The organism is Rhodococcus sovatensis (assembly GCF_037327425.1).
Lineage (GTDB): Bacteria > Actinomycetota > Actinomycetes > Mycobacteriales > Mycobacteriaceae > Rhodococcoides > Rhodococcoides sovatense.
Window position 1 is genome coordinate 1,961,436 of record NZ_CP147846.1, and the last position, 13,142, is coordinate 1,974,577.

General features: G+C 60.7%; 11 protein-coding genes and 2 pseudogenes. 3 read left to right on the forward strand and 10 right to left on the reverse strand.

Annotation, left to right across the window (positions count from 1 at the left end):
- Window positions 1-4: 4 nt before the first annotated feature.
- Window positions 5-652, reverse strand: a complete 648-nt coding sequence (locus WDS16_RS09205) for a CatB-related O-acetyltransferase (protein ID WP_338892186.1) — start codon at window positions 650-652, stop codon at window positions 5-7.
- A 400-nt stretch (window positions 653-1,052) separates the two neighbouring features.
- On the opposite strand from WDS16_RS09205, the gene WDS16_RS09210 reads away from it, so the two are divergent.
- Together WDS16_RS09210 and WDS16_RS09215 are read left to right on the forward strand one after the other, a co-directional pair.
- On the forward strand, window positions 1,053-1,841 hold the full coding sequence (locus WDS16_RS09210; protein ID WP_338892188.1) for a siderophore-interacting protein: 789 nt from the start codon (window positions 1,053-1,055) through the stop codon (window positions 1,839-1,841).
- A 487-nt stretch (window positions 1,842-2,328) separates the two neighbouring features.
- Window positions 2,329-3,549: an IS110 family transposase gene (locus WDS16_RS09215; RefSeq protein WP_338886216.1), complete on the forward strand. Its 1,221-nt coding sequence runs from the start codon at window positions 2,329-2,331 to the stop codon at window positions 3,547-3,549.
- A 220-nt stretch (window positions 3,550-3,769) separates the two neighbouring features.
- Here WDS16_RS09215 and WDS16_RS09220 read toward each other — a convergent pair.
- From WDS16_RS09220 to hisD, 4 genes and pseudogenes are all read right to left on the reverse strand, one after another.
- Window positions 3,770-3,880: pseudogene (locus tag WDS16_RS09220) on the reverse strand (NAD(P)(+) transhydrogenase (Re/Si-specific) subunit alpha); the annotation flags it as partial.
- A gap of 22 nt (window positions 3,881-3,902) precedes the next feature.
- Window positions 3,903-4,830, reverse strand: a pseudogene (locus tag WDS16_RS09225) (IS5 family transposase).
- A 125-nt stretch (window positions 4,831-4,955) separates the two neighbouring features.
- Complete coding sequence (locus WDS16_RS09230) at window positions 4,956-5,693, reverse strand: SDR family NAD(P)-dependent oxidoreductase (RefSeq protein WP_338892190.1); 738 nt, start codon at window positions 5,691-5,693, stop codon at window positions 4,956-4,958.
- A gap of 88 nt (window positions 5,694-5,781) precedes the next feature.
- Window positions 5,782-7,101, reverse strand: a complete 1,320-nt coding sequence (gene hisD, locus WDS16_RS09235; RefSeq protein WP_338892191.1) for a histidinol dehydrogenase — start codon at window positions 7,099-7,101, stop codon at window positions 5,782-5,784.
- Between the two features lie 77 nt (window positions 7,102-7,178).
- Here hisD and WDS16_RS09240 point away from each other — a divergent pair, with 77 nt between their 5' ends.
- Complete coding sequence (locus tag WDS16_RS09240; protein WP_338892193.1) at window positions 7,179-7,337, forward strand: hypothetical protein; 159 nt, start codon at window positions 7,179-7,181, stop codon at window positions 7,335-7,337.
- A 24-nt stretch (window positions 7,338-7,361) separates the two neighbouring features.
- On the opposite strand, the gene WDS16_RS09245 is transcribed toward WDS16_RS09240, so the two are convergent.
- The 5 genes from WDS16_RS09245 to WDS16_RS09265 form a co-directional block, all read right to left on the reverse strand.
- A complete protein-coding gene (locus WDS16_RS09245) occupies window positions 7,362-8,507 on the reverse strand; it encodes a Gfo/Idh/MocA family oxidoreductase (protein ID WP_338892194.1) in 1,146 nt (381 codons plus the stop codon).
- A gap of 146 nt (window positions 8,508-8,653) precedes the next feature.
- Complete coding sequence (locus WDS16_RS09250; RefSeq protein WP_338892196.1) at window positions 8,654-9,589, reverse strand: zinc-dependent alcohol dehydrogenase; 936 nt, start codon at window positions 9,587-9,589, stop codon at window positions 8,654-8,656.
- A 79-nt stretch (window positions 9,590-9,668) separates the two neighbouring features.
- Window positions 9,669-10,816, reverse strand: a protein-coding gene (locus WDS16_RS09255) for an IS3 family transposase (RefSeq protein WP_422395690.1) whose coding sequence is annotated in 2 segments (ribosomal slippage) — window positions 9,669-10,549 and window positions 10,549-10,816 — 1,149 coding nt in all. Because the reading frame shifts where the segments join, the coding sequence is not laid out codon by codon here.
- Window positions 10,817-11,008: 192 nt separating this feature from the next.
- Window positions 11,009-11,374: a hypothetical protein gene (locus tag WDS16_RS09260; protein WP_338892197.1), complete on the reverse strand. Its 366-nt coding sequence runs from the start codon at window positions 11,372-11,374 to the stop codon at window positions 11,009-11,011.
- A 21-nt stretch (window positions 11,375-11,395) separates the two neighbouring features.
- Entirely contained in the window at window positions 11,396-13,060 is a 1,665-nt protein-coding gene (locus tag WDS16_RS09265; RefSeq protein ID WP_338892199.1) for a sodium:solute symporter family protein, read from the reverse strand.
- Window positions 13,061-13,142: the final 82 nt, after the last annotated feature.

Consider the following 13,142-nt stretch of genomic DNA (forward strand, 5'->3'; position numbering starts at 1 on the left):
CGAGCTACGCCTTGTCGTTTGCGCGTAGGAGATCCGCAACCGACCCATCCGCGATCGCGCGAAGGTGAGTGGTGATCTTGTCGATCGGCCAGTCCCACCACGCAAATGCCACGAGCTGGCTGACCTCGTCCGCGTCGTACCTCATGCGAATGACAGTGGCCGGGTTTCCACCCACGATCGCGTAGTCGGGCACATCCTTGGTCACGACAGCGCCGGTCGACACGATGGCCCCATGACCGATGCGAACTCCGGGCATTATCGTCGCGTTGCCGCCGATCCACACGTCGTTACCGACGACCGTGTCTCCGCGTGAAGGTAGGTCCGAGATCAGATCCGCATGTTCGCCCCAAGCTCCGCCCACTATCGGGAAAGGGTAGGTCGATACGCCGTTCATGCGGTGGTTCGCGCCGTTCATCACGAATGTGACACCCGTTGCGAAGGCGCAGAACTTGCCGACGAGAAGTCGATCCGGCCCGTAATGATGTGTGACATTTCGCGTTTCGAACTCGGTCGCGTGATCAGGATCGTCGTAGTAGCTGTACTCGCCGACCTCGATCAACGGGCTCGTGATGAGAGGCTTGAGAAATACCACCCGCTGCTGACCGGCGACGGGGTGGAGTTGTGTGGGATCAGGAGCACGTAGGACAGACATTCGACGAGAATACGGGGCGCCCGGCTCCATGGATCCGGTGCCTGAATGGCTTGGGTCTGTCACTGGCCGTGTGTATTGACGTGCAGTGGCTTTGGCGATGGAACGCTAGACGCTCGATGTTGTGTAGGCCGCGACGGTGCGGTCTGCGGCGCTTTGCGCCACTCCCACATCGGCGCCCGCCGAGACGTGCGCATCCCGCCACACGTCGGCCAGTGGCACTGGTAATCCTGCATGTCAACACTCGTCGTATTGCCTTCAGTCCACGTCGACGACCTCTTGACTACCATACATAGGTTAGCCTAACCTAGTGGAAATAGGCCTCCTAGGGGTGCCGGACCAGCTACGAAGGTTTAGTCCAATGAGTGTAATTCCGAAAGTACGACGTCCGAAGAGCCGCCGGATGACCGCCCTGGCAGTCACCGGCAACGTTCAACTCAGTCCAAGCTTTCGGCGAGTCAGTATGGGAGGCGAAGGCCTCGCCGACCTGGACTACGTCGGCTTCGACCAGACTGTTCGCTTGTTCTTTCCCAGAGACGGTCAGACGCAGTTGCGAATGCCGACAGTGTCCAATGACGCGTGGTTGGGGCAGTTCCTCCTCCAGCCGAAGTCCCGGCGTCCTTGGGTGCGCAACTACACCATCCGGCGGTTCAGGCCCGGCGACTCCGAGATCGACGTCGACTTCGTACGTCACGGAGACGCCAATCATGCATCCGTCGCCGGTCCGGCCTCGGAATGGGCCGAGCACGCGCAGCCGGGCGATCCGGTGGGAATCTTCGACGAGGGTTACACCTACTTGCCGCCATCGGATGCTCGGTGGCATCTGTTGGCGGGTGAGGAAAGTGCTGTACCGGCCATTTTGTCGATCCTGGAGTGTGTTCCTGATGATCTGCATGCCGAGGTGTTCCTCGAAGTTCCTCTAGCGTCCGACATCCCCGAGAAGGTGTACGCCCCGAAGTCCGCGCAGATCCACTGGACTATTCGCGATGACCCGAGCGAAGTGCCCGGGACCAAGCTGCTGGGAAAGATGAAGGATGCGACCCTTCCTCGGGGGAGGTTTTACACCTGGGTTGCCGGTGAACATAAGTTACCGACAGGACTGCGACGACATCTCGTCAACGAGCGAGGAATCCCGAAGTCCGACATCACCTTCGGTGGTTATTGGCGGGACGGTAAGAGTAGCCCAGGCTAGTCCGCGCGAACAGAGCGGTCGGTGTCGAGAGGGTTCCGAAGATCCGATTGTCCGGGCTGTCGTAGTACAGGCGTCGTGCTCACCCTACGGCCGTCGAACCGACCGGAATCACCCTGCAACTGAACGCCCCGCACCTCGCCGCCGACGTAGATGACCGTTGTTGCGCTCGTGTCGCGATCAGTAGAACAGCATCTTTGCAGCGCCCAACCATTGCGATGCCCGGCCCTAATGGGACTTGATCGGCGAGTCTTCGACAGTAGCGAAGTTAGTCGGAGAAAGCTGATCACCGAGCCGCTGGTGGGTGATAACTATATGGCCCCGGAGAGAAGATCGACTCCTAAGGTTAGATCGTGGCCCCACCGGCCGGCGAGGGTTCCCAGAACGCTGATGGGGTGTCGTGCCAGTCGAGCACTGATCCATTAGGTCGCCGTCCGGATCCCTCGAGGCTCACCGCCAGTGACCGAAACGGACGTGAGGAGAACTGCCCGTGATTTTCGTAGGAGACGACTGGGCCGAAGACCACCACGACATCCACGTGATGAACGCCGACGGAAAACGTTTGGCGTCCCGCCGATTACCCGAAGGTCTGGCAGGCATCAGCGGGTTTCACGACGTGGTGGCCTCCCATGCCCGCGAACCTGCCGACGTCGTCGTCGGCATCGAAACCGACCGAGGCATGTGGGTATCGGCTCTGCTCGCAGCTGGATACACCGTCTACGCGATCAACCCGCTCGCCGCCGCACGCTACCGAGACCGCCACCACCTCTCGGGTGCGAAATCCGACGCCGGTGACGCCAAACTCTTGGCCGACCTGGTGCGCACCGACCGACACAACCACCGCACCATCGCCGGTGACACCGCAGACGCCGCCGCGATCAAGGTGTTGGCCCGCGGGCACCAGAACCTGATCTGGTCCCGCAACCGACAAATCAATGCACTGCGCTCAGCGCTCCTCGAGTACTACCCCGCCGCACTCGAAGCATTCAACAGTCTCCACCACCGCGACGCGGTCGCCGTCCTCTCGCGTGCCGCCTCGCCCGCCGAAGCGGCACACCTGAGTGCAGCGAGCATCCGAGCGATACTGAAAAGGGCAGGGCGGCAACGCAATATCGAATCACGAGCTGCAGAGATCCAAGCTGCGCTACGCACCGAGCACCTCGCAGCACCGCCGCCCGTTGCGGCTGCATTCGCGGCCACCACCCGCTCGGCGGTAGCGCTGATCGCGGAACTGAACCGTCAGATCGGCGACCTCGAAGCCGAACTCGCACGCCATTTTGAAGCACACCCGGACGCCGACATCTACCTCTCCCTGCCAGGACTCGGTGTCATCCTCGGCGCCCGGGTGCTCGGTGAATTCGGTGACGACGTCAACCGGTACACCACCGCCAAGTCTCGCAAAAATTACGCCGGAACGTCACCGCTGACGATCGCGTCCGGCAAAAAACGGGCCGTTCTGTCCAGGCACGTGCGCAACCGGCGGCTCTACGACGCAATCGACCAATGGGCATTCTGCGCCATAAGCCAAAGCCCGGGAGCTCGCGCGTTCTACGACCAACACCGCACCGCCGGGGACCTCCACCACCAAGCACTCCGCGCGCTCGCCAACCGACTCGTCGGACTACTGCACGGCTGCCTACGACATCGCACCAAATACGACGAACACATCGCCTGGGCACACCGAACTGAACAACAACCCACCGCCGCTTGACAAATTACGGCCCTGGGATGTCTAACCTCGAGGTTCTGATTGCGATCGACGTCGCGACCTGATCCGCGCGTCGCGATCTGACGACACTCGTGCACGCGGTGGCGCTCTCTGGACTGACCATCTAGGACTTCGAATTCGTCGCCAGAAAGAGTAATGGTTGAGGTCGACGCTGTCACTGGGGCGACACAGGCGAACATGCGAGTGACGGAACTACTGGTAACCCTGGCCCCGCTCCCGATTCGACGAGAACGCGTAAGCCCTTAGATGTCAACGACGCGACGACCTTGGGAACCAACGCAACGCGGCGCTCGCCCTCCCCGGACTCACGCACGACGCCGACTAGAGCGTGTCTCTTAAATTGGGTCCGTTTTCGTTTTCATCGCCGGGCGGTGGTTGTGGTTGCGGGAGTGCAGAACTGCCGCGCACAGGACAACGCCCCCGAGGAATGTCATGGCGTACTTGTCATATCGAGTGGCCACACCACGCCACTGTTTGAGCCGCCCGAAGCCACGCTCGACGGTGTTGCGGTGCTTGTACATCGTCGGATCGAAACCCGGTGGACGACCACCGGCGGACCCCTTGTCGGCCCGTCGCTGCTTCTGGTCGCTGCGCTCGGGAATGGTGTGTTTGATCTTGCGGCGACGCAGTTCGGTGCGGGTACTGGGATGGGTGTACGCCTTGTCGGCGAGCAATCGGTAGTCCTGGTCCCCACCGGCAGCTCGGTGGGCATCGAGCAACGGCACCAACTGTGGATTGTCCCCGGCTTGCCCACCGGTCAGCAGCATCGTCACCGGCGAGCACGTCAGGTCGGTCAGTGCATGGATCTTCGTGGTGAATCCTCCGCGAGATCGACCCAACGCGTGGTCAGCGGGTTCGTCGACGGATTTCTTGTAATTCGACAAGGCCCCCTGTGAGAGTGTCGGCTCGCGCACCGGCCGCATGCTGATGCGCCCGGACGCTGGTCGAGTCGATCGAGAGCACCGCCCCGATATCGCCGTCGAGTTCTTCCGGGTCGAGACCGAACACCTCGGCCACCGCGGCAAGCATCTCGTCGTAGGTGCCATCGAAGGACCATCGGTGGTGGCGTTTCCACACCGTCTGCCACGGACCGAAGTCCTCCGGCAGATCTCGCCACGGACACCCGGTACGGAATCGGTATGCGATGCCCTCCAGAATTCGCCGGTGCTCGGCGAACCGCCGCCCACGTTTTCCCACGTCGGTGGGTATCACTGGCTCGACGATCTCCCAGAACTCGTCACTGATCACTCCCACGCGCGTCATCGAAATATCATCGCTGACAGCACCTCTCAAATTTGGGAGACACGCTCTAAGGACGGCCTTTGCTCTCTGCTGAACACCTCGGTTCTTCTCTTCGGTGGCCGAATTCTGCTTGTCCTGTCGTGGTGTCATCGAGCCGTGTATCCGCCGTCGACGAGAAGCGTGGTGCCGGTGATCATTTGAGCTGAGGGGCCAGCGAGAAAGGCAACCGCGCCAACGATGTCTTCGGCTTCCCCGAAGCGGCCCATCGGTATGCGGTCGAGCAACACCTGGCCCCACCCGGGTGTGTCCAAGGTGCCAGCGGTCAGGTCCGTGCGTACGAAGGTGGGGGCTACGGTATTGACTCTAATTCCGTGTGAAGCCCATTCGATGGCAAGTACTTTGGTGAGTTGGTCCAGCCCGCCCTTGCTGGCGCAGTATGCTGCTCGTTCTTCGATGCCGACTGTGCCTGCTTGCGATCCGATGTTGACGATGACTCCTGAGATACCGCCGGCGATCCATTGCCGAGCGATCTCACGGCTCAGGAAGAATGTGCCCTTCAGATTCGTGTCGAGAACAGTATCCCACTGGTCCTCCGTGACATCGAGTGCCGCGGATGGGGCGTTGACTCCTGCGTTGTTGACCAGGATGTCGATCGACGGTCGCAGTCGGCGAACGAAGTCGGAGATGTTCTGAGCATTGGCGATATCGAGCAGGTGGCCGACAGCGTGACCGTCGGATTCGATGGCCCGTTGCCCGGCTTCGGTGCGCGAAGTTCCGTGGACTTCCGCACCGAGGCTGCTCAGTGCGTGTGCGATCGCTCGGCCGAGTCCTTTGTTGGCGCCTGTGACCAGAGCGGTCTTCCCGGCGAGGGAGAAACTGACCATCGTGTTCCGATCGAGTAGTGGTTGGGCAGAGCGGTGTCGAGGCCGAAAGGATCTCGACACCGCTCGTTGGTCGGCGGACGTTCGTGTCCTAGATGGCGGCGGGTGTCTTGGGCTTCCAGCTCAGGTTGTCGCCACCGAACTTCGCGGCCCGTACATCGCCGGAACGAGCGTGTCCTTCGAAGTACTCCACTCGTGCCGCGCGTCCGCATAGTCGCCCTAGCTCGGCGGACGCGGCCGCGTCGGTGACTTCTTGATAGGTCACAGTCTTGATGTACTTGCCCACCCACAGACCTCCGGTGTACCGAGCTGCATGCCGCGTCGGCAGAGTGTGATTCGTGCCAATCACTTTGTCTCCGTATGAGACGCAGGTCTTTTCGCCGAGAAAGAGCGCGCCATAATTCGTCATCGCATCCAACGCGCGGCGCGGTTCGGAGGTGAGGATCTGTACATGCTCCGACGCGAAAGTGTCTGCCAGTGCGTAGGCAGCCTCGATATCGGCGACAACGATGACCTGTCCGTGGTCGCGCCACGCCGCTCCTGCGAAGTCTCGGGTGGGCATGTCGGGCAGGAGGGCATCGATATGCTCGATGACCGCCCGTGCCAGAGCTTCGGACTCTGTGATGAGAATGGCTGGGGAATCGGGTCCGTGCTCGGCTTGGCTGAGCAAATCCACCGCAACGATGAAGGGATCTGCGTCAGAATCTGCTACGACCAGGACCTCGGTAGGCCCTGCAAACAGGTCGATCCCTACTTCCCCGAACAGTTGACGCTTGGCCTCCGCCACGAACGCGTTGCCCGGGCCTGCAAGCATATCGACTTTGCTGATGGTCTCGGTACCGAGCGCCATTGCTCCGACTGCCTGCACACCGCCGAGAAGGTAGATCTCGTGTGCGCCGGCAAGATGAAATGCTGCCACGGTCGCCGCGGGGATCTCACCGCGGATCGGGGGTGTGCACGCGGTGATATGGGGAACACCCGCCACCTTCGCGGTCACCGTCGTCATGTGCGCCGAGGCGACCAGTGGATATCGACCACCGGGCGCATACGCTCCTGCAGCGGAGACCGGAAGGTTCCTCTGGCCGAGGTGAACTCCTGGCGCGGTTTCGATTTCGAAGTCGTGCAGCGAGTCCCGCTGGTGCTGTGCGAATACCCGGACGTTCTCCTGCACCGTCCGAATGTCGTCGAGAACCTCGATGGGGACGGATGAGATGATCTCTTCGATCTTCTCATCCGACAGTTTGAAACTTTCCGGTGACCACTTGTCGAACTTTTCCGAATATTCCCTCACCGCCGCGTCACCTCTGTCCCGAATATCGGCCAGGACCGTGCGGACAGTTTCCGCCACAGCCGGATCGCCGGCTGACGATGGAGCAGTAGCAGCAGTCTTGAGGTAGAGCGGATCTAACATTGTTTTCTCCCTTGTCTATTGGTGATTCTGAAACGGTGGCGCCCTGGTGACCTCAGCACCCGATAGACGGTGCTGGGATGGCAATGATCGAGAGTTCGGCACAAACTGTCGACGAAAGTGTGCGCGAAGCGCAAAGCGTCAGCTCTACGCTGATCGGTCCAATGTCAGAAATACGCGCAACGCTTTCCATCGACGGATACTCGGATGCTGCGCTGCGCTCTTTCAACGGACGGTGACGCGGTGCACAACAGCTTTACGGGTCAGAACTGTGTTCGGAGAGCCTGTGTTTGTCCGGTTTCCGCCGCGAGGTACGCAAGTTCGATGATTTCGATAACATGTCGAGCGTGCTCAGCGGTGACTACGGAGGCCTTTCCGTCTCGTACCCAGTCGACCATTTGCATGATGTCCTCGAAAACGTGGAGTTCTTGGAGGCCCCAGTGGCCTTCGGTGGTGTGCGGCAAGATGAGTTCGTTGCCGCCGAAGTTGGGGTGAATTCCCCCGTCTGGGGCTTGGCGGGCGGTGGTTCGTCCTTCGTAGTCGAAGGGCTCACCGTTGAGTTCGAGTCCGATGATCTCGCCGTCAGTACCGTAGTATCGGCCGGAAAAGTCGAATTCGACACCGGGCGTGATGTTTCCGGCTGCTGTTCCGTATGCGAGAGCAAATTTGTTGGCTCCGAAGTCGAGCAGCATGACGGTATTGTCGTGCACGTCGACATCGACCGTTGCGCCGTTCAGACTTCGCTGGGGAACGAGCGTCCCGGACAGCGCGGTCACTCGCTTGACGGGCCCCAGGATGCCTGTCAAGCCGTGCAGGGAATAGACTGTCAGGTCGTAGAGAGGCCCCCCGCCGGGGTTCTTGAAATACCACGTGGGGTCGACGTTGGTGGTGGCGTCGTGTCCTTGACGTTCGGGCTCGGCAACGTGGTAGTTACCGAATGCTGCGCCGCATACGGCCCAGGACAGCTGGCCGATCTCGCCGGTGTCGATGAGTTCTTTGATTCGCCGGTTGTGTGGGCGGAGCATCTCGCCGGGTGACGGAAGCAGAACCAGGGACTTGGATCGAGCAAGTTCGATGAGGTCGTCTGCCTCGTCGGTTGTAATGGTCATTGTCTTGTTGACGTGTACGTGTTTTCCCGCGATGAGGGCGGCGCGAACCTGCTGGTAGTGCAGGCCAATGGGTGAGCCGATAGTGACGGCATCGATACGGTCGTCAGCGAGCATTGCATCGAGAGAGTCGTAGGCCTTACAGTTGTCGAACCGTTCCGCTGCGGCGGTTGCTCTGGGCAGAACCGGGTCGCAGACGCCGATGACTTCGACTGTTGCCGCAGTGTCGTCGACGAGGAAATGCGGCATCAGCCGGGAGTTTATTGCGCCGGCTCCTACGAAGCCGAGCTTGAGACGAGTCACGGGAAGATCCTTCTGGTGTGGTTCGTGATGGTGTTCGGGATGCTCTCTCCGAGGGCAATGAGAGGCTCCTTTCAGCGGTGTGGCTGGATGTGCTTCGTTGGGGCGTAGGGGAGCCTCGCGCGGCCATATTCTGGACGCGTCGACGGTCAGTGGGTTGTGAAGTCGATCAGCACTTTCGGTCGTTTTTTGTTCGGGGACAGGAGTGCATTGAACGCATCGGTTGCCTGGTGCGGTTGAAACGTGTTTTCTACCAATGGTTTCAGCAGGACCGAACCTCGCGCGACCAGGCCGATGAGTCTGTCCCAGTGATCTATTCCTGACAGAACTGCATGGATGGTGGCGTTCTTGAGCACCAAGGGGGCCACGGGGAAGGAGGGGACAGGTGAGTTGGGGACTCCCACCAGTGAGACTCGTCCACCATCGCAGATGGCTCCAGGGATAGTCGCTGCGACGTTGGGTGCGCCTGATGCTTCGATGGCTACGGAGTAGGTATCCGGGGTGACACTGTCCGGGCGAAGTGCCGACCGCGCACCCATCGACAATGCCAGTTCGAGTCCTGCGGGGTCGATCCCGACGACATCGACTGTAGCGCCGAAAGCGCGACAGATCTGGAGCGCTATGAGGCCTACTGTTCCGGTACCGAAGATCACAACGTTGTCGGATTCGATGACGCCGACGCGCTCGACTGCGTGCAGTGCAGTTGCACCTGGTTCGAGCAGTGCCGCTTCGAGGTCGGACAACTCGTCCGGGATGTGCGCGAGTACCTTCGCAGGGACGGAGAAGTACTGCGATGCAGCACCTGGGGAGTCGCCGAGGACTCCGACCTCGATGCGACGTGCACAGTTCACTCGGTGTCCCCGTCGGCATTGGCTACACACGTCGCACGTGATGAAGTTGTGTCCGACGACCCTGTTTCCCGGTGCGAGTTCTTTTACTCCGGCACCTACCTCCACGATCGTTCCGCTCCATTCGTGGCCGAAAACGAATGGGTAGGTCTTGGCGCCGGTGTGGATGTAGGTGCTGGTGCCCTTGTACAGGCTTGCGTCTACACCGCACAGTCCAACGTAAGCGATGCGCACCACGCAATGCCCTGGTGTCGCTGCTGGTGGCAGGTCCCCGATAGTCGGGCCACCGTGTTCTAGAGCCACGGTGTGATTGATTTCAGTCGATCTCGCAACCCTCGACCGGTTGGTGGTTGTGGGTGCATTGGGCAGCGTACTCGGACGGCGTGAGGTAGCCGAGTGATGAGTGCCGGTGTCGATGGTTGTGGTCGTCTTTGAAGTCCTCGATCACCACCCTCGCTTCGAGAAGGCTCGTCCAGTGATTGCGGTTCAGGCACTCCTTCCGTAGTCGGTTGTTGAACGATTCGATGTGTCCGTTGTTCCACGGCGTCCCCGGCGGGATGTAGGAGATACCGACACGGTCGCGACAGAACTGTTGCAGCACATGCGAAATGAACTCCGGACCGTTGTCCATTCTCAGGACCATCGGCGGTCCGTCCCACAGCGCGAACGTCTTGTCGAGCTCGTCGGTCAGTCGTTGCGCGGTGATCGAGCGCTCCACGATGTTCAACAGGGACTGCCGGGTGTGTTCGTCGATCATCGACGCGATCTTGATCGCTTTCCCATCCACCGTGGAGTCGAACTGAAAATCCATAGCCCACACCACTTTCGGCGCATCGGCTTCGATCTGCGGGCAGGAGCTGATGCCGGCGCGTTTGCGGGGATGATAGATCCGAACCTGCAGACCCTCCTCCTTCCAGAGCCGGTGCACCTTCTTCTTGTTCACCGACATGCCCTGGTCGTGCCTCAGATGCGCCCAGGCGCGACGGAAGCCGTGCAGTGGATGCGAGCCTGCGTATGTCCGCAGCGACGCCCTCAGGGCCGCGTCGGGATCCGCGGGTGTGTCGGCGATCGGTGTTCGTGCGTAGGTGGAGCGGGCAAGCCCAACAGCTTTGCACGCCAGACGTTTCGACAGACTCATGGTGTTGACGAGCATGTCGACGGCGCGGCGCTTGGCGGCTGGGCTCAGAATTTTCCCTTCGCTACCTCCCGCAGTGCGTCCTTCTCCAGCTCGGCCTCGGCGAGCAGGCGTTTGAGCTTGCCGTTCTGCTCGCGCAGCTCCTTGAGTTCCTTCGCGGCATCGGTGTCCATCCCGCCGTACTGACGCCGCCAGTTGTACAACGTCGCCGCCGACACCTCGAGCTCCGCCGCGATCTCCTCTTGCGTCTTGCCTGCAGCGGTCAGCTCATCGGCACGGCGCAGTTTGCGCACGATGTCCTCGGCAGAGTTGCGCTTCCGTCCAGCCATGTTCTCCATCGTCCTATCCGCCCACTTCAGGGGCAACAAGACTCTAAAACGAGATGGCCCCGTTCACCGGGGACACGCCACTGGCACCGGGAGTGACTGTGTCTCGATGGTATTGGGTGCGGTCATCACCAAGCCCAACATCGTGGCGCTCGAGAACATGGTGTCGAGAGTGTGCGTCGGCATAGCGATCTCCTAGGGATGCGTTTGAAACTGATCCGAGTCGGTCGAGTCGGGAGCAATCAATGGCCGGGCCATTGCCCAACTTCCGAACAGCCCTGCAAATAGCAGTAATCCGATGCCTGCGTAGAGGTTGACTCTGATACCCCCGGACTTATCCAGCTCCTCGGTTGTGGTGTTCACTACTCCGAGTATCAGCAGGAAGATTCCGTAGAAAGCGAACAAGCCAGCGATGATGATTCGAAGATCGAACAGTTTGCTCGCTGATCCCTGGGCGCGTTCCGCTCGTTCGCTGGCAGCGATGATCGAGTCGAATGCCTGGTCTGGCGTGGCGGCGGAGCCGCTGTCGAAGTTGCTGTCGGGTGTACTGGATGTGGACATGGTGTCTCCGTTGTCGGTGGGTCAGGCGAACCAGAGATTGAGGCCCACGCAGCATGTGAGGGCTATGCCGCTCAAGACTGGTACGGACTGATACCAGTTGCGGCTCAAATGCCACCGAAGGGGTTTCCGTAAGGCACTTCGATCTGTGGTTCGCCATACCAAACCTGTGAGTTCGTGGATGGGTTTGGGAACGGTCACGGCCGAGACTGCGAGCATGACCACGACGTCGACGGTGAAGGCGACACCTGCGCCCCAGAATGCGGCGCTTTGGTCGGAACTGAATTGAACAAGGCCAGTGCTGTTGGCCCCGTATACCCCGGCCGCGCCGAGAATTCCGGCGACCAGTCCTGCGAATCCGGCCCATGGGGTGATGCGGCTGAAGAACATTCCGACGATGAAGGTGGCGAAGAGTGGAGCGTTGAAGAACGAATTCAGCGTCTGTATGTAGTCGCCGATGTAGTTGTACCCAGACGCGAGAAAGGCTGCGCCGACGGCGATGAAGACACCGACTGCGGTGGCGGTCCGTCCGATTCTGAGATAGTAACTGTCTTCCTTGTCCTTCTGGATGTAGGGCTGCCAGAGGTCGTAGGTCACGACTGTGTTGAACGCGCTGAGGTTGGCGGCCATGCCGGCCATGAAGGATGCCAGGAGCCCGGCGATTGCGAGCCCGACCAGTCCGTTGGGAAGCAGTTCGTTGATCAAGGCGGGGAGTGCTTCGTTGGGGGTCAGCGAGCCGTCTCCGATTCCGGGCACGAGAATGACCGCTAGTACGCCCGGTAAGATCACGATCGCCGGGAGCACCATCTTGGGGAACGCTGCGATCAACGGGGTGCGGCGCGCTGCTGACATGTCCTTGGCCGACAGTGCCCGTTGCACTTCGGCGAAATTGGTAGTCCAGTACCCGAAGGACAGTACGAATCCGAGTCCGAGCGCGATGCCGATCCAGTTGCCGTACGGGTTGGTGGTGTTGTCGAGTCCTGTTCCGTGCCAGGCATTCAGCGCAGTTTCTCCGAGTCGACTGTCTCCCACATTCGATTTCAGGCCGTCCCATCCGCCGACACGGTGCAGGCCGATCAGTGTCAATGGAAGCAGCGCGGCGACGATGACGAAGAACTGAAGTACTTCGTTGTAGATCGCAGCGGACAGGCCACCGAAGAATGTGTATCCGAGCACGACGACTGCGGCCATGGCGATGGAGATCCAAATCGGCCAGCCGATGAGCGCGTTCACGATCAATGCCAGTGCGTAGAGATTGATGCCTGCGATCAAGATCGACGCTACCGCGAACAGAATCGATTGGAGCAGGTGTGTGGGTTTGTTGAATCGGAGACGGAGATATTCGGGGACGCTGCGGACTTTGGATCCGTAGTAGAAGGGCATCATGATCAGGCCGAGTACGACCATTGCCGGTATAGCGCCGATCCAGTAGTAGTGGGTTGGTGCAAATCCGTAGGCGGCGCCGTTGGCGGTCATTCCGAGAACTTCGATGGCGCCCAGATTGGCAGAGAGGAATGCCAGCCCGGTGACCCATGCCGGTAAGCTGCGCCCAGCCAGAAGGAAGTCCATGCTGGTGGTGACGGAGCGTCTGGCGAGGAAGCCCACTCCGACGACGACGGCGAAGTAAGCCGCGATCATTACGTAGTCCGCCATGTTGGTGTCGAGGCGGATATCAGCCGCTAGGGCCATTCTGGTTCTCCTTGTGAACCGGAACGGCGCTGTTCCGGTCGCTCAGCGTGCGCTGAGTGGTGGATGAGAGGGAGCGAGTGGG

Bases quoted from the DNA above. Each gene is read 5' to 3' on its own strand.
- WDS16_RS09240 (WP_338892193.1), top strand. From the start codon at position 7,179: ATGGCAATGATCGAGAGTTCGGCACAAACTGTCGACGAAAGTGTGCGC.
- WDS16_RS09205 (WP_338892186.1), bottom strand. From the start codon at position 652: ATGTCTGTCCTACGTGCTCCTGATCCCACACAACTCCACCCCGTCGCC.
- hisD (WP_338892191.1), bottom strand. From the start codon at position 7,101: ATGTTAGATCCGCTCTACCTCAAGACTGCTGCTACTGCTCCATCGTCA.
- WDS16_RS09210 (WP_338892188.1), top strand. From the start codon at position 1,053: ATGACCGCCCTGGCAGTCACCGGCAACGTTCAACTCAGTCCAAGCTTT.
- WDS16_RS09260 (WP_338892197.1), bottom strand. From the start codon at position 11,374: ATGTCCACATCCAGTACACCCGACAGCAACTTCGACAGCGGCTCCGCC.
- WDS16_RS09230 (WP_338892190.1), bottom strand. From the start codon at position 5,693: ATGGTCAGTTTCTCCCTCGCCGGGAAGACCGCTCTGGTCACAGGCGCC.
- WDS16_RS09265 (WP_338892199.1), bottom strand. From the start codon at position 13,060: ATGGCCCTAGCGGCTGATATCCGCCTCGACACCAACATGGCGGACTAC.